The 22,231-nt window shown below is 70.2% G+C and carries 13 protein-coding genes; 6 read left to right on the plus strand and 7 right to left on the minus strand.

All coding sequences use genetic code 11. The features are described 5' to 3' along the window. Positions 1 to 76: 76 nt before the first annotated feature. From ON30_RS23200 to ON30_RS23215, 4 genes are all read left to right on the plus strand, one after another. The gene (locus tag ON30_RS23200; RefSeq protein ID WP_040710108.1) at positions 77 to 1,606 is read left to right on the plus strand and encodes an amino acid permease; all 1,530 of its coding nucleotides are present in this window, start codon (positions 77 to 79) and stop codon (positions 1,604 to 1,606) included. Positions 1,607 to 1,704: 98 nt separating this feature from the next. Next, on the plus strand, positions 1,705 to 2,454 hold the full coding sequence (locus ON30_RS23205) for a DUF1989 domain-containing protein (protein ID WP_040710109.1): 750 nt from the start codon (positions 1,705 to 1,707) through the stop codon (positions 2,452 to 2,454). Then, a complete protein-coding gene (locus ON30_RS23210) occupies positions 2,451 to 3,068 on the plus strand; it encodes an urea amidolyase associated protein UAAP2 (protein ID WP_040710110.1) in 618 nt (205 codons plus the stop codon). Before ON30_RS23205 ends, ON30_RS23210 begins: the two co-directional genes overlap by 4 nt. A 302-nt stretch (positions 3,069 to 3,370) precedes the next feature. Continuing rightward, positions 3,371 to 5,299, plus strand: a complete 1,929-nt coding sequence (locus ON30_RS23215) for a 5-oxoprolinase/urea amidolyase family protein (protein ID WP_040710119.1) — start codon at positions 3,371 to 3,373, stop codon at positions 5,297 to 5,299. A 9-nt stretch (positions 5,300 to 5,308) separates the two neighbouring features. Here ON30_RS23215 and ON30_RS23220 read toward each other — a convergent pair whose 3' ends face one another. From ON30_RS23220 to ON30_RS23230, 3 genes are all read right to left on the minus strand, one after another. Next, a complete protein-coding gene (locus ON30_RS23220) occupies positions 5,309 to 6,691 on the minus strand; it encodes a lipase family protein (RefSeq protein WP_051029831.1) in 1,383 nt (460 codons plus the stop codon). 237 nt (positions 6,692 to 6,928) lie between these two features. Then, positions 6,929 to 7,261, minus strand: a complete 333-nt coding sequence (locus ON30_RS23225) for a hypothetical protein (RefSeq protein ID WP_051029832.1) — start codon at positions 7,259 to 7,261, stop codon at positions 6,929 to 6,931. Between the two features lie 29 nt (positions 7,262 to 7,290). Beyond that, positions 7,291 to 8,511: a glycosyltransferase gene (locus ON30_RS23230; RefSeq protein ID WP_040710112.1), complete on the minus strand. Its 1,221-nt coding sequence runs from the start codon at positions 8,509 to 8,511 to the stop codon at positions 7,291 to 7,293. A gap of 180 nt (positions 8,512 to 8,691) precedes the next feature. Here ON30_RS23230 and ON30_RS23235 point away from each other — a divergent pair, with 180 nt between their 5' ends. Both ON30_RS23235 and ON30_RS36330 read left to right on the plus strand, forming a co-directional pair. Further along, positions 8,692 to 9,300 carry a dihydrofolate reductase family protein gene (locus ON30_RS23235; protein WP_040710113.1) on the plus strand — a complete coding sequence of 203 codons (609 nt, stop codon included), beginning with the start codon at positions 8,692 to 8,694 and terminating at the stop codon, positions 9,298 to 9,300. A 325-nt stretch (positions 9,301 to 9,625) separates the two neighbouring features. Further along, the gene (locus ON30_RS36330) at positions 9,626 to 9,979 is read left to right on the plus strand and encodes a hypothetical protein (RefSeq protein ID WP_245554180.1); all 354 of its coding nucleotides are present in this window, start codon (positions 9,626 to 9,628) and stop codon (positions 9,977 to 9,979) included. On the opposite strand, the gene ON30_RS23245 is transcribed toward ON30_RS36330, so the two are convergent. From ON30_RS23245 to ON30_RS23260, 4 genes are all read right to left on the minus strand, one after another. Beyond that, on the minus strand, positions 9,972 to 10,361 hold the full coding sequence (locus tag ON30_RS23245) for a helix-turn-helix domain-containing protein (RefSeq protein WP_063719930.1): 390 nt from the start codon (positions 10,359 to 10,361) through the stop codon (positions 9,972 to 9,974). The genes ON30_RS36330 and ON30_RS23245 overlap by 8 nt on opposite strands. A 152-nt stretch (positions 10,362 to 10,513) precedes the next feature. Beyond that, positions 10,514 to 11,428 carry a hypothetical protein gene (locus tag ON30_RS23250; protein ID WP_040710126.1) on the minus strand — a complete coding sequence of 305 codons (915 nt, stop codon included), beginning with the start codon at positions 11,426 to 11,428 and terminating at the stop codon, positions 10,514 to 10,516. Next, positions 11,425 to 12,003 carry a DUF6932 family protein gene (locus tag ON30_RS23255; RefSeq protein WP_245554181.1) on the minus strand — a complete coding sequence of 193 codons (579 nt, stop codon included), beginning with the start codon at positions 12,001 to 12,003 and terminating at the stop codon, positions 11,425 to 11,427. Before ON30_RS23255 ends, ON30_RS23250 begins: the two co-directional genes overlap by 4 nt. 173 nt (positions 12,004 to 12,176) lie before the next feature. After that, positions 12,177 to 22,231, minus strand: a 10,055-nt coding sequence (locus ON30_RS23260) for a non-ribosomal peptide synthetase (RefSeq protein WP_040710114.1), incomplete at its 5' end; no start/stop codon positions are given.

The following is a 22,231-nucleotide window of genomic DNA, read 5'->3' on the forward strand; positions in this document are numbered from 1 at the left end:
AGGTCACCGTTCGCGCGATCGGAAACGCAAAACTGTCATTCGACAGGTATTGGCCGCTTCGCCGAAGGATTCGCCCATGGCCACAACGGTTTCCCCGCCCACCCCGCCCGACCAACGCGACAGCGCCGATCTGGAGAGCTTCGGCTACCAACCGGTCCTACACCGCAAACTGGGCCGCTACGCCTCGTTCGCCGCGGGCTTCTCCTTCGTCTCCATCCTCACCACGATCTTCCAGTTCTTCGGACTCGGCTACTCCTTCGGCGGCGCCGCGTTCTTCTGGACCTGGCCCATCGTGTTCGCGGGCCAACTGCTGGTCGCGCTGAACTTCGCCGAACTGGCCGCCCGCTACCCGATCTCGGGCTGTATCTACCAGTGGTCGCGGCGACTCGGCGGCGAGATCATCGGCTGGTTCGCGGGCTGGATGATGGTCATCGCCCAGATCGTCACCGCGGCCGCCGCGGCCATCGCGCTGCAAGTGGTACTGCCCTCGATCTGGAGCGGCTTCCAGATCATCGGCGAGGACACCGCGCTGACCTCGCCCTCCGGCGCGAGCAACGCCGTCCTGCTCGGCAGCGTACTGTTGGTGATCACCACGGCGATCAACGTCATCGGCATCGACCTGATGGCCCGGATCAACTCCATCGGCGTCACCATCGAGATCGTCGGCGTGCTGGCCATCATCGCGCTGTTCTTCGTCAACACCGAACGCGGACCCGGCGTGGTGTTCCAGACCGAGCACGCCGCGCCCGGCCCCTACTGGGCGGCGTTCCTGGTCTCCGGACTCATGGCCGCCTACGTCATGGTCGGCTTCGACTCCGCGGGCGAACTGTCCGAGGAGACCAAGAATCCGCGCACCGTCGCGCCGCGCACCATCCTCACCGCGCTGTCGGTCTCCGCGCTCGGCGGCGGACTCATGCTGCTCGGCGCGCTGATGGCCGCGCCGAGTCTCGACGACGGCGCGCTGGCCGCCGACGGCCTGGCCTACGTGCTCACCGCCAAACTCGACAGCGCGCCCGGCAAGGTCCTGCTCGGCTGCGTCGCGATCGCGATCATGGTCTGCACGCTGGCCATCCAGACCGCGGGCTCGCGCCTGATGTTCTCGATGGCCCGCGACGGCAAACTGCCCTTCGCCGCCAAACTCGCCGCCGTGCACCCGCGCTACGGCACGCCGGTGCTGCCCGCGATCGTCATCGGCGTCCTCGGCATCGGCCTGCTGGTGCTCAACCTCGGCAACGGCGCGATCTTCGCGACCCTGGCCAGCGTCTGCATCGTCAGTCTCTACCTGGCCTACCTGCTGGTCACCGTGCCGCTGCTGCTGCGACGGCTGCGCGGATGGAGCGAGCAGGGCGAACCCGGGCTGTTCTCGCTGGGGCGCTGGGGTCTGCCGATCAACGCGGTCGCCGTGGTCTGGGGCATCGCGATGGTGATCAACCTGGCCTGGCCGCGCGCCGAGGTCTACACCCCGGACGGCGGCGGTTGGTGGATGCGCTGGGCCGCACCGCTGTTCGTGCTCGCCGTCATCGCGGTCGGCTTGGCCGTGCACCGGACGGTCGTCGCGAGACCCCGCGCGGCGCAGAACCCGGAGACCGCGGTCGCCCCCGCCTGAACCGGGGCGGGTGGTGGGCACGGGACCGCCCACCACCCGTCACCGCCCACCGATCTCACCGCCGCCCGCACCGGGCGGCCCGCGAAGGGAGCATCCCAATGACCACCGCGTCCACCGAAGGCGCGCGCTCGCACGCCAGGGCCCAGGCCGCCGCCGCGACCATCGCGCTGCCGACCCTGCCCGACGACGTCGCCGCGGACCGGCTCACCTGGGCGCGGCGCCTGCCCGCCGACGGCTACGCCTGCGTCGTCCTCGGCCGCGGCACCCGCGTCCGACTCGGCGACCCGGCGGGCGCGGCCTGCGCCCACGTCCTGCTGCTGCGCGCCGAGGCCCCCTGGGAACGGCTCAATGTCGCCGACACGGTGAAAGTGCCGTGGCAGGCGTATCTCTCGTCGGGTCATCCGCTGCTCTCCGACCAGGGCCGGGTGCTGGCGACCGTGCTGGCCGACATCTCCGGACACCACGACACCCTGTGCGGACCGTCCGACACCGCGCGCGATCTGCTGCGCCTGGCCGGGGTGAAACAGGGACTCGCCCCGCGCGACATCGGCCCCACGGTCTCGTTCTTCCGCGGCGTGCGGGTCGAGGCCGACGGCGCGCTGACCCCGACCGGCGGACACGGTCCCGGCGCGAGCGTCGACCTGCTGATCCACCTGCCGGTGACGCTGCTGATCGCCAACGCGCCGCATCCGCTGGACGATCGCGCCACCACCGATCTGGACGTGGTCGCCTGGTCCGCGCCCGCCGACCTCGTGACCGAACACAACGCGGACCCCGAATACCGGCGGGCCGTGGAGAACACCGAAGCGGCCTGGACCGCCGCCCTGACCACGGAGGCCACGGCATGACCGCACCGACCCGCACCGTCGTCCTGGACGAGACCGTCCCCGCCTGCGCCCCGTGGTCCACGGTCGTGCGCGCGGGCGACCACCTCGAGATCATCGACCTGCACGGCAACCAGGCCGTCGACTGCCTGCTCTACTCGGCGGCCGACCCCACCGACCGCTACAGCGCGCAGGCCACGGTCACCGCGCAGCGCAACATCTTCCTCACCACCGGCAGCGTGCTGCGCACCGACGCGGGCGTCCCGCTGATGACGGTCGTCGCCGACGCGGTCGGCAACCACGACACCATCGCCGGCGCGTGCTCGCAGGAATCCAACACCCTCCGCTACGGTCACCACACCCGCCACCAGCACGCCTGCGTCGAGAACTTCCTGATCGAGGCGATGAGATGGGGCCTGGGCAAACGGGATCTGGTATCGAACATCAACTGGTTCATGAACGTTCCGGTCGAGACCGACGGCACCCTCGGCATCGTGGACGGACTGTCCGCGCCCGGTAAGTCGGTCACGCTGCGCGCCGAGATCGACACGCTGGTACTGGTGTCGAACTGCCCGCAGATCAACAACCCCTGCAACGGTTTCGACCCGACGCCGGTCCGGATGGTGGTGACCCGATGAGCGTCACGGAACTGGCCGAGACCGCCGCCGGATCGGGCATCGCGCGCGGACCCGAAGCGGGGGTCCGCAGCGCCGCCCCGACGGAAGCCGTGGGCGTCGAGGCATCTGCCGGGCAGGTCGACGCGGGTGTCGAGACGTCCGCCGGACAAGCCGCCGCAGGCGTCGAGACTTCTCCCGGACAAGCCGCCGCAGATGTCGAGACTTCTCCCGGACAAGCCGCCGCAGATGTCGAGACTTCCCCCGGACAGGTCGCCGATACCGACCGGGCGGTCACCGCCGTCGCCGAGGTGGTGCGGCCGGGAATGCTGACCACCGTGCAGGATTGGCCCGGCCGGATCGGCTACTGGCACGTCGGCGTCCCGCCGTCCGGCCCGATGGACGACCTGTCGTTCCGTCTGGGCAACCGGGCGCTGGGCAATCCGGAAGGCGCGGGCGGGCTGGAATGCACGCTCGGCGGTCCGGCGCTGCGGTTCCCCGGCGGCGCTCGGGTCTGCGTGACCGGCGCGCCCGCCCGGGTCCAGGTCGACGGCGTGGACGCGCGGATGTGGCGGACGCTGGAGATCCCGGCGGGCGGCGTCCTCGACGTCGGCGCGGTCCTGGGCCCCGGCATGCGCACCTACATCCTGATCGAGGGTGGCCTCGAACTGCCCGAATATCTAGGCAGCAGTGCGACGTTCACGCTCGGGAAGTTCGGCGGCGGCACCGGCGAGGCGTTGCGCGCCGAGGAGCGCCTGCCGTTGGGCGCGCCCGTGGGCCGGGCGAGCGCGGGGGTGCCGATGTCGGATCAGCCCGTGCTGACCCGGCAGTGGGAACTCGCCGTCACCGAGGGACCGCACGGCGCGCCGGAGTTCTTCACCCGCGCCGACATCGACGCCGTGCTCGGCACCGACTACGAGGTGCATTTCAACTCCGACCGCACCGGCGTCCGGCTCATCGGACCCAAGCCGGAATGGGCGCGCACCGACGGCGGCGAGGCCGGACTGCACCCGTCCAACATCCACGACACCCCGTATTCGGTGGGGGCGCTGGACTTCACCGGCGACACTCCGATCCTGCTCGGTCCGGACGGTCCCAGCCTGGGCGGATTCGTCTGCCCGGTGACGGTGGTCGCCGCGGAGCGCTGGAAACTCGGTCAGCTCGTGCCCGGCGACACCGTGCGATTCGTGCCGGTCCGCCGCGAACACGCCGCCTCGCTGCGCGAACTCGGCGCGGGACGGCGCGCGACCTGGCCCGCGGTGCTCTCGGTCGGCGGCGACGGGGACGACGGCGTGCTGCGCCGCGCCGAGGTCGACGACGAGATGGCTGTCACCTACCGCCGGGCGGGCGATGACGGCGTGCTGGTCGAATACGGTGCCATGACATTGGATCTCGGGCTTCGCGCGCGCGTCCACGCCCTGCACACCCACCTGCTCGCGGCGGACGTGCGCGGTGTGCGCGAACTGACGCCGGGCGTGCGCTCACTCCAGATCCGCGTCGACCCGCACGTGCTGCCCGTCCCGCGCCTGCTGGACCTGCTCGCCGAGGCCGAGACGCTGCTGCCCGCGGCCGAGGATCTGGTGGTGCCCAGTCGCACCGTGCACCTGCCGCTGTCCTGGGACGACCCGTCCACCCGCGAGGCGATCACCCGCTACATGCACGGTGTGCGCGCGGACGCGCCCTGGTGCCCGTGGAATATCGAATTCATCCGACGGATGAACGGACTCGACACCGTCGAGCAGGTCTACGACACCGTGTTCGGCGCGGAATACCTGGTCCTCGGCCTGGGCGACGTCTACCTGGGCGCGCCGGTCGCCACGCCGATGGACCCCCGCCACCGCCTGGTCACCACGAAATACAACCCGGCGCGGACCTGGACGCCGGAGAACGCGGTCGGCATCGGCGGCGCCTACCTGTGCGTCTACGGCATGGAAGGGCCCGGCGGCTACCAGTTCGTCGGCCGCACGACCCAGGTGTGGAATCATCGCGCCACCGAATCCCCTTGGCTGCTGCGCTATTTCGACCGCATCCGGTGGTATCCGGTGGAAGCCGACGAATTGACCGACCTGCGCGCCGACTTCGCGGCCGGATCGGTCGATGTCCGCACCGAGGACGGCGAGTTCCGCCTCGCCGACTACCGCCGCTTCCTGGCCGAGAACGACACGGCCATAGAGGATTTCCGCGCCGTGCAGGCCCGCGCCTTCGCCGCGGAACGCGAATCGTGGCGAAGGGCGGGCGAACTCACGGGCGAATGACCGGACCGCTCACCGCACCCCGATCGGGTGGCCGAAGAAGGAGGCGACGGTGTCGCCGAAGGTCTGGCCCAGCAGCGCGATCCCCTCGGGGTTCAGGGCCATCAGACCGTTGTCGGTGACCGAGCAGCCCTGCTCGGCCGGAATTCCCTCCAGCCGGTCGCGCAGCCACAGCAGGGCGGTGGCCGAACCGGAGACTTCGGTGGTGATGTGTTCGCCGAGATGTTCGCGGACGTAGCGGACCCGGGCGTTCGGATCCTGGCAGTAGGTGTCGACCAGCGTGTTGACCGGACCGACCGGGATCAGTTCGTCCGGGTTGGCCTGCCAGATGAACATCGGCATATCAGGCACGGCCTTGCCCATGCGGGTCTTGTCGAGCACGTCGCGCACCACCGGATTGCGCATGGGGTCGCCCTCGGGGACGCGCAGCATGCCTTTGAGGTTCGCGAACGGCAGCAGCACGGTGTTGTACTGCACGCACAGCCCGCCCTTGATCGCGGCGAGCCCCTGCCCGAGCGGGTCCAGATTCCGGTCGAGCAGGTCGCCGAATTCGGTGTATTCGCGGCCGAGGCCCAGCACCGCGCCCATGATCATCCCGGACCAGATCTGGCCGTTGCCGATGTCGAGCAGTGGACCGAAATCGGCGGGCACGCCGCCCTCGGCCGCGCCGACGATATTCAGTTCCGGCGCGTAGGTCTGTTTCAGTTCGACGGCGTGCCCGGTGGCGATGGCGCCGCCGGAATAGCCGTACATGCCGATCCGCGCGTCGGGCGTCAGGCGCAGCGGTTCGAAGACGCGCGCGGCCCGGATGCCGTCGAGGGTGATCCGGGCGGCCAGCGGTCCGGCGCCGAACGCGCTGTCCGGTCCCTGGTGATCGGGGATGACCACCGCCCAGCCCTGCTGCACCGCGGCCTGCGCGACGATGAACTCCAGTGGCGCGACTATCTGTCCGAGAACGGTGGCCGCCGACCACTGCTGCACCGCGTAGGACGCCGAGCAGTAGGCCGCCAGCGAATCCTCGGCGATCTGCATCGAGACCATCTTGTCGGGGGACGACCCGCGCGGTTTGAGCACCGTGGCGACCGCCGCGATCGGCTCGTCACGGGTGTTGTTCGACCGGTAGGACACCTGCCAGGCGTCGACGTTGATCGGGATCAGACCCGCGTTGGCCACGTTGACCTGACGCGCGGCGATGATCTCGCCGGGGGCGCGGCTCGCCACCACCTCGGGGGACGGCCGGTAGAAGCCGGGATCGAGTTCGGGCGGCACCGCGATGGCGGGCGCGGGTTGGACCGCGACCGGTGCGTTCGCGCCGGGGTCGGCGACCGCGGTCGCCATCGTGAAGGTCGCCGCCAGCACCGTGATCGCCGCGACCGCGCACCTGCGATACCTCATCGTTCGCCGGGCCATGTTCCGCCTTCCTCGCCTATGTGAGACCACTGTGACTCACATGCGGCTGGAGCTTAGCGGCGTTCTCCCCCTCCTGACAACGGCCGTCCGGGACAGTGGGCGGAAACGGCCGCAAGGAATCCGGCACGAAGCAGGGAATCGACCGCTTCGGCCCGTGACGGCGCTACACGCACCGGTCCGACCTTCCGGGACAGCCAGCCAAGACCGACCGACCAGCCTGTTTCAGTGGGTGTCGAGCACGTCGGTCACGTGGAAGTAGGCCACCACGCGCGGCCCTTCCGTGACGACCAGAACGCTGCCGGGTCGAACGGCATGCGGTCCTTCGTTGCCGACCACCAGCCATCCCGCCGCCGCCGACGAGGACCACGCCGCCCGATCGCGCACACGCAGAACCACCGACGCCGAACCGTCCCCAGGGGTGCGCGGCGGCACGAAGGCCGTGGCGGCGTAGTACTTGTCGGCCGGGGTGCGGGGCGGACCGGACGAGCGGCCGCCCTGCTCCGGAGTCAGCCAGGTGACCCAGCCGCGGAACGGGAGGGTGCGTGGAACGTGCACCCTCCCATTCTGGCGTCCCGACCGCAGGCTCACTCCGAGCCGTTTCCGGCAGGGTGATCGCGACCCGCGGCCGAGGCCACCAGCGCGCGGGCGGCGCGGGTCACGCCCGCGGTCTCCACGGACTCGGTGAGTTCGCGCGCGGCGGAGCGTCGGCCGACGGCCGTCGAAAGCGCTTCGGTGAGAACCGCTTCCGTCGGCTCCTCGCGGATCGCGACGCCGATGCCGAGATCCGCGACCCGGGATGCGAAATAGGGTTGGTCGAACATCTGGGGCACGATCACCTGCGGTGCGCCCGAGGCGGCGGCGGTCGTGGTCGTGCCCGCGCCGCCGTGGTGGATCACGGCCGCGACGCGCCGGAACAGCGCTCGCTGGTCGACTTCGCCGACGACCAGGCAGTCCGGGTCGGTGACGGACAAGTCGGCCCAGCCCGCCGCGACGACCGTCCTGAGCCCGAGTCGCCCGGCCGCCGCGACGACGGCGTCCGCTATGCCGTGCGGGGCGCGTGCGCTGCCGAAGCCCAGATAGACCGGTGGATCGCCCGCGTCGAGGAATTTCTCGAGGTCCGCGGCTAGCGGGGCGGGTTGATCGAGCAGCCAGGCACCGGTCTGGAACACCTCGAGGTCCGGTGCGCCCGGCCACGGCGCGAGGACCGGATCAGCGGCCAGCCAAGGGGTCTCGGTGAACAGGTGCCGCCGCACGTCCTCGACGGGCGGCAGGCCGAGCGCGGCGCGGTGCGCGTTCAGCGGTGCGGACCACATCAGGTTCCAGCGTTCGCGGTCGGCCTCCCACAGCGCTTCGGGAGACCGCTCAGCCACCTGGTCGCCGAGCATGCCGAAGACCGGCGGCGCGTGGTGCGGCGACGGCAGCGTGATCGGTGCGAACGCCGCGTACACGTAGGGCAGCGACCACTTCTCGGCCACCGAACGCGCGGCGATCGCCAGCGCGCCGCCCGCCACCACCACATCGCAGCCGCGCACCGCCGCGTCGACCGCGCGGAACTGCTCGGCCACCGTGCCGTCGATCATCCGCTGTCGCTGCTCGGGCGTCGGCACGCCCGCGGCCGCCTTGGCCGTGCCACGCAGGACCGGACCGACCGACACGTACCGCACACCGAACCCTTCGGCCCACTCCCGGAAATCCGGCGGCGCGCACACCACCGCCTCGTGACCGAGTTCGGCCAGTCGCACGGCCAGCGCGACAGCGGGTTGCACCTCGCCCCGCGAGCCGATCGTGGAAATCAGAGCACGCATGAACAGACCCCTTCACCTGCGGTTTCCTTCTCAGAGAGCAGCGATTCTGCCCGGCGGGGTGGGTCTTGCGGCAAGCCCCGGTCCGCGGGGCATACTGAGACGGGAACGAGTTCGCGCAGGACCGCACAGAAAGTTCCCCCACCGATGTCGATTCCCGGCGAGCCCGTTCGACCTACGGGCATGACCACAGTGACCGCCAACCTCGCCATCTCCCTCGACGGCTTCACCGCCGGGCCGGACCAGACCTTCGAGAACCCGTTCGGCACCGGCGCGAGCGCCCTCACCGAGTGGATGTTCGAGACCGACCGGCCCGGACGCGAACAGGACAAGAAACTCCTCGCCGAGATCCACGCCGACACCGGCGCGCACATCATGGGCCGCAACATGTTCGGCCCGAGCCGCGGCGACTGGGACCTGGACTGGACCGGTTGGTGGGGCCCCAACCCGCCCTACCACTGCCCCGTCTTCGTCCTCACCCACCACGAGCGCGCGCCGATCACGATGGAAGGCGGCACCACCTTCACCTTCGTCACCGACGGCATCGAATCCGCCCTCGACCAAGCCCGCGCCGCCGCGGGCGACAAACCCGTCGAGATCGCGGGCGGCGCGGCCACCGTCCGCCAATACCTCGCCGCCGACCTCCTGGACGAACTCGTCCTGCACCTGGTCCCCGTCCTGCTCGGCCGCGGCGAATCCCTCTTCCGCGGCCTCCCCGCCCACCCCCTCGAACTCGCCGAAACCATCCCCTCCGAGACGGTCACCCACCTCCGCTACCGCATCCCCCACTGACCGCTTCGGCGGTCGACCGGCCCAGCGCCACCGTTCCCGGGACAGGATCGAATCCGATCCCGCCGCGAACTTGTCGGAGGTGACTCGGATACTGACGCGGTGACCGAACACAGTGATCGAATCGATAGCTGCACAGCGGAATTCAGACGTGCAAGGTTTGCCGGCGCCGTCGAAAACCGGAATGGCGCGCCGACCCCGAGCACCGATGTCACCTGACAAAGGGCGACGCGGCAGTCGCCTTGCCGCGAGGCCCACGATCAGGACCGGGCCGTCATCGGACGACCCACACGACGTGGTGTATTTCCGTCGACTCCCGAGTGGACAGATGCCGGGACGCGAGTACATCCGGGCCTTGCCGACGAGTGTGCGCGCGAAGGTCGTGGCAGTACTCGCCGAAGTGGCCGCCGCCCCGCCGAAACGATTCGCCGGGGGTGGGTACTGGGAGGCGATGCACGGCGAGATGACCGGCTGGTATGAGGTGCGGTGCGACTTCGGAAAGGCCCACCACCGAGTCTTCTGCCGACTGGACTACGGGGCGGAGGGGCGACCCAAGCCCCTGTTGGCGGTCTTCGACGGACGAAGTAAGCCGCTGCGTACAGTCCTGCGCTCGTCCGACTACGCGGAGATACGCGAATTGGGCGCGGAGTACTTCGCGACGAATCCGCGATCGATCAACTAGCCCGCGCGGGCGCGGTGTAGCACCGCACCGCGCCCGCCAAGCTCGCCAGATCCTCCGTCGTCCCTGTTCTCAGGGCCGTGGCGACCACGTCGCTCTCCGCCCCGTCGAGCGGCACGAGCGCGACACGCATCCCCAGTGCGGCGGCCAGATCGGACACCGTGCGCAGCGTCGGGTTCGACTCGGCGCTGAACAAGCGACGAACCACGGACGGCTCGAGTGCGACCGCACGGGCCAACGCCGCTTTGGAGAGATCCGCTTCCGCACGGGCTTGGTCGAGCGCACCGACGATCGAGTCGATCGTCTGAACACGTATCGAGTTGAGGACGTACTCGCGGAGGAACTCGGGGTCCTTCAAGTCTTCCGCGAGGTCGTCCCAGAACACACTCCGGTCACTCATCGAGTTCCCTCCGACGCCACACTGACTGTGGCATATATGTTACGCAACCCAGGGTCTTCGCGCATCCCATAGGGTGACCGTGGACCACAGCACTGGGTGACGTCCGGTCCAGAAGGGTTCCTGACCGGGCTCGGGGGTCAGTCCTCCTCGCCATTGATCTCCAGGGGCAGCGGCTCCTCGTGACCGATCAATCGGATGAATTGTCGGACAACGTTCTTCTGCGCGTCGAAACGGTCGGAGCCGTGTTCGGTACGCACGAGGATCCGTAGGGGGACGTCCCACTCGATGCCGCGCTTGGCGACGTCCGCGGGTACCCGTTCGATCAGGATTGTCTTGCGCTTCCCGACGCGGACTTCGATCTTGGCGAGTTCGTCACGCACCTCGACGGCAGCGAGCACTCCGGCGACGATCTCGGTGTTGGTCTCGATCTTCCTGCCGAACATCGTCCTGCCGTTGGCGCGGCCGCGACGGGTCAGGTGGGATCGCCGCTCGCTGCCGTCGGTTCGCGACAGCATGATCTCCAGGTTGGCATCGGCATGATCCAACGACTCGATCAGCAGACGTAGCTGCTTGGCCAGTTCTGCGGACATGCCGTTCGGGCCGTCCGGCCCGGCCTCGACGGCGTCGTGGAGGTCACTGACCCGGATCAGCGCCGCTTCCAAGGGTGAGGGCAGTGCGCCGGGCAGTTGATCCTGATCGGCGACCGCCGCGGTGAACGGTTCCAGCGGCAGTACGACGCTGCCCTGTCGGATCGAGCGGAACCCGAATTCCAGTTCCGCGGCGACCTCGGGCGCGACCGCCGCCCGAATCTCCCGATCCAGCCGACCGTAGATCTCCGCGGCGTGTGCGTCGAACAACCCTTCCTCGAATCGGCCACCGTACAGTCGGAAGCCCGCGAAGCCGGGAAGGTAGGCGTTCGGGTCGAACTTCTTGAAGCCGTCGAGGGTCGCACGACGCAGATAGGTCGAAGCGGGTTCGTCCTCGACCCCGTCGAGCGCCGGATGCGGTTCGTAGTCCGTCAGGTAGCGGGCGAACCGGTCGCGGATGTTCACCACCGCACCTCCAGGTAGCCGCGTCGACTCGCGCAACTCTCCACCGATGGTAGATCCGCTTCGTCGAGACGGCATCGCTGCCACCAGTCGTCATACCGGCCACGATCGCTCAGATAGGCCAGTTCGGCGGCGGACAGCGCGGGGTTCGCCTGATGCAGGTGAACCACGGGATGCCAGCGCAGCGTGAACACCTCCAGACCGTACCGCTGCTTGACGCCGTCACGATGCTGGGTCAAGTCACGAATGGCCTTGGATCCGGGCTTGCCACGCATGGCGTCCGCGGTGCCACCGTCGATGATCACCGTGAGGTCGAGATCGCCCGGCTCCAGCTTCGGGGATACGAAGCTGCCCGCCATCCACACGGACCGCAGGATCGGGTCGCCGACCCCGGTCTTCCGCGGGACCTCCCCCCAGTCCAGGAGATACCGCAGCAGGCCACCGAACAGTGCGCCGCGGTTCGATGACGACTTGAACCGCTCGCCGCTGACGAGATGTTCTTCCACTTCCTCGAGGGTGCACGAATAGCGGCCCGGCGGCAGATGCCCCGACTCACTGTCGAACGCGGGTATCACCATGTAGTCCCCCCTCGGTCCCGGTGGTCTGCACCACGCCCGGCTACAGCGCGGCCGACTGTGGGACGGCCGCGCACCCCCTTCTGATCACTTCGGCCGCGACAGTACCCGAGGCGATGTCCGATGGCTATGGGATTGCGAGTCCGGTCCGGAAAGGGTTCCGGACCGGGCTTGGGTCAGTCGGCGGGGATGAGGCGGATTTCGGGGTCGGCGGTGTCGGGGGTGTCGGTGGGGGTCAGGAACCAGTGGGTCACTTCGCCTTCGGCGAGGTCCTCGGAGACGTCGTCGCCGGGGAGGACGCTGAGAGCTCCGGCGGTGGCGGTGGCGAGGAATTCGAGGAGGGCGGGGCGGCCGGTGGAGGCGGTGGTGTAGGTGGTGGATTCGTAGTCGATGCCGTTGTCGTCGCGCACGCCGATGGCCAGGTCGAGGGCTTCGGTCTGGGTGAGGGCGGTGCGCGTGCCGTCGGTGACGTGGACGAAGGCGGTGTGGTTCTCGCCCAGGGGGCGCAGGCGGTCGGCGTAGGAGACCGGGTGGGCCGCGGCGGCGGACAGTTCGGTCTGCACGGCCGGGTCCGCCGGGACGAGCCACCGCATCTCGCCGGTGACCTGTTCGCCGCCGATGCCGAAGGTGGCGCCCGCGGCCAGCATGTCGTCGGGGGTGAGTCCGTGGGCGAACAGGGCGGCGGCGCCGGCCTTCTGGACGGCCCACACCGCGACGACCGAGTCCACCGAGCGCGGCAGGGCGACGGCGACGATGTCGCCGGGGCCCGCGCCGTGCGCGATGAGCACGCGCGCCAACTGCGAGGAGCGCCGGTCCAGCACGTGGTAGGCGATCTCCTCGCCGTTGTCGAGCAGCGCGGGGGCCTCGGGGTCGGCTTCGACGACTTCGGCGAGCACCTTGGCGACCGTGCGCGCGCCGACCAGGGTCGGTTCCGGGGCGGCCGCGGCGGCGATCCCGGATTCGGCGAGCAGGCGGGCGCGTTCGGCGTCGTCGAGGATGTCGATGTCGCGGACCAGGCCGGCCGGGTCGCCGAGCAGCGCTTCGAGCACGCGCACCAGGCGGGTGGCGAGGGTCTGCACTTCCTCGGCGGTGAACCGGCTGGTCAGGTATTCGATGTCGATGCCGAGGGTGGATTCGGCGGCGACCTTCAACGTCAGCGGGTAGTGGGTGGAGTTGCTGACGTCGACACCGGTGACCGACATGCCGTCGATGGAACTGGCGGCCTCGATCGCCTCGCGGTCGATCGGGTAGGACTCGAACACGAACAGCGTGTCGAACTGTGAGCCGGGGCCCGCGGCGCGCTGGATGTCGGCGAGGCCGACGTAGTGGTGGTCGAGCAGGTCGGCCTGGTCGCGTTGCAGGCGCTGCAACTGCGAACCGATGTTGGAGCCGTCGTCGATGCGGACCCGCACCGGCAGGGTGTTGATGAACAGGCCCACCATCGATTCGACGCCGGACAGTTCCGCGGGTCGACCGGACACGGTCGCGCCGAACACCACGTCGGCGCGGCCGGTGAGCCTGCCGAGCAGGATGCCCCACGCGGCCTGCACCAGCGTGTTGACGGTGATGCCGAGTTCGGCGCAGTGCTTGGTGAGCCTGCGCGTGCGTTCGACGTCGAGTTCGGTGACCAGTTTGCCGGTCTCGTACTGCTCGGGCGTGCGCGGTTGCGGGGCCAGTTCGGTGGGTTCGTTGACGCCGTCGAAGGCGTTGGCCCAGGTGCGCAGCGAGTCCCGCAGGTCACGGGTGGCCAGCCATTCCAGGAAGGTCCGGTAGGAGGCGATCTCGGGCAGTGCGCCCAGGTCGCCGCGCACCGCGTAGAGGACCAGCAGGTCCTGCATGAGCAGCGGCATGGACCAGCCGTCGAGCAGCACGTGGTGGGTGGTGATGGCCAGGTGCCACTGCTGTTCGTCGGTGCGGAACAGGGTGAAGCGCACCAGCGGCGGCGCGGCCATGTCGAAGCGGTCGGCTTCGTCGGCGGCCAGCGCGGCCTTCAGCGCGGCGTCGCGGTCGGCGGCGGGGACGTCGGTCAGGTCGACCTCGCGCCACGGCACGTCGAGGCGGTCGAGCACGACCTGCACGGGTTGTCCCGTCGAGTCGGTGACGAACGCGGTCCGCATGTTCGGGTAGCGGTCGAGCAGGCCCTGCGCGGCGTGGTGCAGGCGTTCGGCGTCGACCACGCCGTGCAGGGCGATGACGGCCTGGATGGTGTAGACGTCGACGGCCGAGGTGGTCATCAACGCGTGGAACAGCAGACCGGACTGCAACGGGGTCAGCGGCCAGATCTCGCGCAGGCTCGGGTAGTCCCGTTCCCACTGCTCGATATCGCTCTGGCCGACGCGCACCAGCGGCATGTCGGACGGCGTGTGGCCGCCGGCGTCGGGCCGTGCGGCGTGCACGGCGAACGCGCCGAGGGCCGCGACCCACAGGTCGGCCAACTCCCGCACCCGCTGCTCGTCGAGCAGGCCGGAGGCGTAGGAGAAGGTGGCGACCAGGCGCTGTCCGGCCGGGTCGGGCAGGACGACGGTGTCGATGTCGACGGTGGCGGGCGCGGGCATGCGCGCCTCGCGCACGGTGACGATCTCGGCGGGCAGGGCGCCGCGGTGGTGGAAGGCGATCTGCCCGACCTCCGCGAATTCCTTGCCGAGGTCCTGGCCGGGCACCGCGAGGGCCTGTTCTTTGACCGATTTCAGCACCGCACCGGCCGCGACTCCGCCCGCGAACGCGTCGTCGAGGTCGACACCCGCGAGGTCGATCCGCACCGGGTTGGCGGTGGTGAAACCGCCGACGGTGCGGGACAGGTCGGCTCCGGCGACGGAGTCGGCCGCGCGGCCGTCGGCGTCGATCCGGATCGGGGTGACCGCGCCGGACCGCCAGCGCGTCGCCGCCATCGCGAGCGCGGCGAGCAGACCGTCCGCGACCCGGGCCCGGTAGCGGGCGGGCAGGGTGTCGGCGAGGGCGGCGGTGATGTCGGCCTCGACGGTGACCCGCACCTGGCGCACGGTGTCGGCGGTGTCGGTCGCCGGGTCGAGGGCGCGTGCGCCCAGCAGCGCGTCGGGGCTCGCCGTGAGCTGGGCGAGGTAGGTCTCGTCCACCTCGTCCGGGGTCTCGGCGACGGTGGTGGCCCAGCGCCGCAGGGTGGTGCCGGTCTCGGGCAGCGCGGGCGTCGCGTCCACCCCCAACCGGTCGGCGACGTGGGTCAGTTCGGCGAGCAGGATCTGCCAGGACCGGTCGTCCACGACGAAACCGTGTGCGACGACGAGCAGTTCGTCGTCACGGTTGTCGGCGAAGGTGAACAGCACGAACTGGGTCATCACGCCCGCGGCCGGGTCGAGGCGGTCCGCGGCGGCGCGACGCTCGTCGTCCACCAGGGCGGCGAGGTCGGTCTTCTTCTCGACCCGCGCTTCGGACAGCAGCGATTCGACGTCGAGCGATCCGGGCGCGAGGGCCTCGAACGACCAACCGTCCGGCGCGGCCCGCAGGCGGGTGCGCAGGGCGTCGTGGCGGTCCAGGATCGCGGTGAGCGCCTCGACCAGGGTGTCCCAGTCCAGGGCGGCGGGCAGCGGCAGCAGGGCCGCCTGCGCGAAGTGCTCGTGCGGCGCACCGGTCGCCAGCGCGGCGCGCATCGCCGGGGTCAGCGGGATCTCGCCGACGCCGCCGCCGGGCAGTTCCCGGATCCGCGCCAGGCGCGGGTCGGGTCCGGTGTCGGCGACCGAGGCCAGCGCGGCGACGCTGCGCTGGTCGAACACGTCGCGGACGCTGAACACCACGCCGAGCGACTTGGCCCGCGACACCAGTTGGATCGACAGGATGCTGTTACCGCCCAAGGCGAAGAAGTCGTCGTCCGCGCCGATGTGGTCGGCTTCGAGCACATCGCCGAACACGCCGGCGATGACCTTCTCGGCCTGGGTGGTCGGCGCGCGGAACACGGCCTTCTCGAAGGCGGGTTCGGGCAGCGCGTTGCGGTCGAGTTTGCCGTTGGCGTTGAGCGGCAGCGCCTCGAGCGCGACGAACGCGTTGGGCACCATGTAGGAGGGCAGTTCGGCCGAGAGCGCGGATTGCAGTGCGCGCCGGTCGAGTTCGCCGGTCTCGGGGTCGAGGCTCGCCACGGTCGGGACGACGTAGGCGACCAACCGGTCCCCCAGTCCCGGATCGGTGCGGGCCAGCACCGCGGCCGCGGCGATGCCGGGCCTGCGCAGCAGCGCGGCCTCGATATCGCCGAGTTCGATGCGGAACCCGCGGATCTTGACCTGGAAGTCGGTGCGGCCTCGATATTCCAGTTCGCCGTCGGCGTTCCAGGCCACCAGGTCGCCCGAGCGGTACATGCGGGCGCCTTCGGGACCGAACGGGTCGGCGACGAACCGTTCCGCGGACAGGTCGGGTCGCGCGAAGTAGCCGCGCGCCAACTGGCTGCCCGCGAGGTAGAGCTCACCGGAGACGCCCACCGGCACCGGACGCAGTCGCCCGTCCAGCACGTAGACGCGGCTGTTCCATTCCGGCGCGCCGATCGACACCGAGACGGTGTCGGCGTCGGTGACCAGGTGGCTGGTGATCGACACCGCGGCCTCGGTGGGGCCGTAGAGGTTGAACAGGTGGGCGGCGTTGCGGGCCAGGAACCGTTGCGCGGTCGCGGCGGGCAGCGCCTCGCCGATGGCGAGTACGCGGCGCAGCGAATCCGGCAGGCGGCCGTCGGCTTCGGTGAGCAGCGCGTCCAGCATGGACGGCACCACGTGCAGGGTGGTGACCCCGGTGGCCCGCATCAATTCGTTGAGCCGCGCGGGGTCGCGGTGGCCGTCTGGGGTGGCGATGACCAGGCGGCCGCCGCTGACGGTGGCCGACCAGAACTCCCAGACCGACAGGTCGAAGGTCGCGGCGGTCTTGAGCAGGGCCGCGTCCTCGCTGCCGAGCCCGAATTCGGCCGTCTTCCACAGCAATTGGTTGACGATCGCGCCGTGCGGAACCGCTACGCCCTTGGGTTTGCCGGTGGAACCGGAGGTGAAGATGACGTAGGCGGTGTTCGCCGCGGTCAGCGCACCGCGCCGCTCCTCGGTCCGCACCGGGTCGCTCGCGAACCCGGACAGGTCCACCTCGTCGATGACGACCGATTCGGCCGCGGCGGTGGTGAACCCGTCGCGCGCGGTGGTCAGCACGCAGACCGGCGCGGCGGTGTCGAGGATGTAGTCGACGCGTTCGGCGGGCTGGTCCGGGTCGATCGGCAGGTAGGCCGCACCGGCCTTGGTGACCGCGTACATGGCGACGATCAACTCGACCGAGCGACGGATGGCCAGCGCGACCCGGTCCTCCGGGCCGACGCCGAGGTCGAGCAGGTGGCGCGCCAGTCGGTTGACCCGCGCGTCGAGGTCGGCGTAGGTGAGGTGCTGCCGGTCGCCGGAATCCTGGTCGGCGACCAGGGCGACGGTGCCGGGCGCCGCGCCCGCGACGGCCGCGTCCAACAAGGTGACCAGGGTGGCCTCGGTGTCCACCGGATGGTCGGTGTCGTTCCACGCGGTCAGGATGCGGTCGTGTTCGGCCGGGGTGAGCAGGTCGATCTCGCCCACCTCGACGGCGGTGTCGGCCACGATCGCGTCGAGCACCCGAACGAACCGGTCGGCGAAGTTCTGCACCGTCGACTCGTCGAACAGGTCGATGGCGTAACCGAATTCGGTGATGAGTTCGGCGGGGGTGCCGTCCTCGTCGTAGCGGTCGTAGACGGTGACCTGGAGATCGGTCTTGGCCAACTGCGAGGTGAAGTTGACCGCGCTCACGGTGAGTCCGGGCAGGGTCAGCGCCGTCTCGGCCAGGTTCTGGAACGACAGGCCGATCTGGAAAAGCGGGTTGCGGGCGGTGGAGCGCTCCGGGTTGAGCACCTCCACCAACCGCTCGAACGGCACGTCGGCGTTGGCGAACGCCTCGAGGTCGCGTTCGCGCACGTCGGCGAGCAGGTCGGCGAACCGGTCGCCGGGGCGCACGGTGGTGCGGAACACCAGCGTGTTGACGAACATGCCGATCAGGTCGTCGAGTTCGCGTTCGCCGCGGCCCGCGATCGGGGTGCCGACGGCGATGTCGTCGGTGCCCGACAGACGGGCCAGCAGCACCGCGAGCGCGGCGTGCACGACCATGAACAGCGACGCCTGGTTGGCGCGCGCCACCTCGTGCAGTCCGGCGTGCCGTTGCGGGGAGATCTCGAAACGGATCGCCTTGCCCTGGAAGGACTGCGCGGGCGGGCGCGGCCGGTCCGCGGGCAGTTCCAACTGGTCCGGGAGTCCGGCCAGCGCGGATCGCCAGTAGGCGACCTGGCGGGCGGCGGGCGAGTCGGGATCGTCCTCGGAGCCCAGGACCGCGCGCTGCCACAGCGCGTAGTCCGCGTACTGCACCGCCAGCGGGGTCCAGTGCGGCGCGTCGCCTTCCACGCGCGCGGCGTAGGCGGCCATCAGGTCGCGGGCCAGCGGGCCCATCGACGCGCCGTCGGCCGCGACGTGGTGCACGACGAACGCGATGACGTGTTCGTCGGTGGCCGAACCGGTTCCGGTGACCCGGAACAGCGCCACCTGCAACGGCACCTCGCGGGTGACGTCGAAGGTGGTGAGCGCGAAACGGATGACGGTGTCGACGATCTCGCTCTCCGGCACCTGCACCGCGACCAGTTCCGGCGGTGTGGGCGCGACCGGCAGGATGACCTGGCGCGGCCCTTCCTCGGCGCTCGGATAGGTGGTGCGCAGCACTTCGTGGCGGGCGAAGACGTCACCGATCGCCTGGGCGAGCGCGCCGACGTCGAGGGTGCCCGACAACCGCACGGCCAGCGGGATGTTGTCCACGGCCGAGGCGGAGGTGTCGAACTGGTTGAGGAACCAGTAGCGCTGCTGGGCGGGCGAGAGCGGGATCTGTTCCGGCCGTTGCACGGCGGTCAGGCGCGGCCTGCTGCGTCCCGAGCCCGCGAGCCGTTCCACGGTGGTGGCCAGCGCGGCGACGGTGGAGGACTCGAACAGGTCGCGCACCGCGAGTTGAGCGTCCAGGGCCGCGCCGAGACGTGCGGTGACCTGGGTGGCCAGCAGCGAGTTGCCGCCGAGTTCGAAGAAGTCGTCGTCCAGGCCGACCCGCGCGACGCCGAGGACGTCGGCGAACACACCGGCCACGATCTCCTCGATCGGGGTGGTCGGTGCGCGGAAGACCTTGACCTCGAACACCGGTTCCGGCAGCGCCTTGCGATCGAGCTTGCCGGAGGCGTTGAGCGGGAAGGCGTCCAACGTCACGAACGCGTTGGGCACCATGTAGGCGGGCAGGTCCGCGGACAGTTCCGCGCGGATCGCCTCGACATCGATCACCCGTTCCGCCGCGGGGACGATGTAGCCGACCAGTTGGTCACCGAGGCGCTCGTCCGAGCGGACCAGTACCACGGCCTGGGCGACGGCATCGATCCCGGTCAGCGCGGCTTCGATCTCGCCGAGTTCGATGCGCAGACCGCGCAATTTGACCTGGAAGTCGGTGCGGCCCAGGTACTCCAACTCGCCGTCGGCGGTCCAGGTCACCAAGTCGCCCGTGCGGTACATCCGACCGCCGGCCGGGTCGAACGGGTTCGCCACGAAACGGTCGGCGGTCAGATCCGGGCGCGCGACGTACCCGCGCGCCAACTGCACGCCCGCGAGATAGAGCTCACCCGCGACACCCACCGCGACCGGGTGCAGACGCGAATCCAGCACGTAGACACGGGTGTTGAAGACCGGAGCGCCGATCGGGACACTGACCTGGTCGACGTCGGTGACCTCGTGGAAGGTGACGTCGACGGCGGCTTCGGTCGGGCCGTACAGGTTGTGCAGCGACGCGCCGGTCAGTTCCCGCAACCGCTGCGCGGTCGCCGCCGGGAGCGCCTCACCCGAGGCGAACACCTGCCGCAGGCTCACGCATTCCGCCGCGCCCGCCTCGGCCACGAACACCGACATCATCGACGGCACGAAGTGCGCCGTGGTGATGTGCTGGTCCACGATCGTGCGCACCAGGTACGCCGGATCGCGGTGACCGTCGGGACGGGCGACGACCAGGCGCGCGCCGACCTGCAAGGGCCAGAAGAACTCCCACACCGACACGTCGAAGGTCGCCGGGGTCTTCTGCAACACCGCGTCGTCACCGGTCAACGGATAGGTCTGCTGCATCCACACCAAGCGGTTCACGATCGCCTCGTGCGAGACCGCCACACCCTTCGGACGACCGGTGGAACCGGAGGTGAAGATGACGTAGGCGGTGTGCGAGGGACGCAGCGGCGCGCGACGGTCGGCGTCGGTCAGCGGGGTGTCGGCATGCTCCGACAGGTCCAGCGTCTCCAGATCCAGCATCGGGACCGATCCCGCGTCGAATTCGTCACGCGCGGTGCTCAACACGCAGACCGGCGACGCGGTCTCCAGCACGTAGCGGGTGCGGTCGGCCGGATGATCCGGGTCCAACGGCACATACGCGCCACCGGCCACGCTCACCGCGTACATGCCCACGACCAGGTCGATCGAGCGGCGCATCCCCAGCGCGACCAGGGTGTCCGGCCCGACACCGAGACCCACCAGGTACCGCGCGAGACGGTTGACCCGGGCGTGGAACTCGCCGTAGGACAGGTCTACGCCCTCGAAGGTCAACGCCGTCGCACCCGGATTGCGGACCGCGCGCGCCTGGAACATCGAGACGAGAGTCGCGTCCCGGTCCAGCACGTGGGCGGTGTCGTTCCACACCGACAGCACGCGCCGCCGTTCCTCGGCGTCGAGCAGTTCGATATCGCCCAGCGCGAGATCGACGCGCTCGGTCATCGCCGACAGCAACCGCGTCAACCACCGGGCGAACCTCGCCACCGTCGCGGCGTCGAACATATCCGTCGCGTACGCGAACTCGGCGGTCATACCGTCGGCCGTGCCGTCCGCGCGCAGTCGATCCGACACGTTCAGATGCAGATCGAACTTCGCCGTCACCACGTCCAGGGCCACACCCGCGACCTCGAGACCCGGCAACTCGAACGACGCCTCACCGGTGTTCTGGAACGACAACATCACCTGGAACAACGGATGCCGCGCCTGCGAACGCGCCGGGTTCAGGATCTCCACCAACCGCTCGAACGGCAGGTCGGCGTGCCCGAACGCCGCCAGATCGGTGTCGCGGGTGGACGCGAGCAGTTCCGCGACGGTCTGCGCGGGCGTGACCGCCGTGCGCAGCACCAAGGTGTTGACGAACATGCCGATCGCGTCGTCCAAGGCGGCCTCGCCACGCCCCGCGACCGCCGTGCCGATGGCGATGTCGTCGCCACCGGACAGGCGCGCCAGCAACGCCGCCAGACCCGCGTGCACGACCATGAACAGGCTCGCGCCGTTCGCCCGCGCCAACGCGTCCAACTTCCCGACCAACTCGGCGTCGAGCGCGAACTCGAACACCTCGCCCCGGTTCGAGGCGATCGCGGGCCGCGACCGATCCGAGGGCAGATCCAACTGATCCGGCAGACCCGCCAGGGTGGTCGACCAGAAGGCGATCTGCTCACCGATCAGCGAACCCGGGTCCTCCTCCGAACCCAACGTCTCGCGCTGCCACAGCGCGAAATCGGCGTACTGCACCGGCAGCGGCGTCCACCCCGGGGCCTCGCCCCGCGAACGCGCCGCGTAGGCGACCATCACGTCCCGCGCCAGCGGACGCACCGACCAACCGTCACCGGAGATGTGATGCACCACGAACACCAGCACGTGGGTCTCCGGACGCGAACCGTCCATCGACGCCGCGATGTGGAACAGCGCGGCCCGCACCGGAACCTCGCTGGTCACGTCGAACCCGGACAGCACGACGGCGCTGATCCGCTCGTGCAACTCGTCCTCCGACACCGGGATCGGCGTCAGATCCAGACCCTCGCGACCGGCGGGCAGCACGACCTGCACACCCGTGCCCTCGGCGGTCTCCGGGTACACCGTGCGCAGCACCTCGTGGCGATCCACCACATCGGCCACGGCCCGACGCAACGCGTCCACGTCCAGCGTGCCGGTCAGCCGGACCGCCAGTGGGATGTTGTTCACCGCGCTGCTCGTGTCGAACCGGTTCAGGAACCACATCCGCTGCTGCGCCAACGACAGCGGAATCGTCGCCGGGCGCGGACCAGCCACCAATTCGCGCCGCCTGCGACCCGCGCCCGCGTTGGCCTCGACCCGTGTCGCCAGCACGCCCACGGTCGGGGCCTCGAACAGGGTGCGGACCGAGATCCGGGTGTCCAGTGCCGTGCTCA

The organism is Nocardia takedensis NBRC 100417 (assembly GCF_000308695.1).
GTDB classification, from domain to species: Bacteria; Actinomycetota; Actinomycetes; order Mycobacteriales; family Mycobacteriaceae; genus Nocardia; species Nocardia takedensis.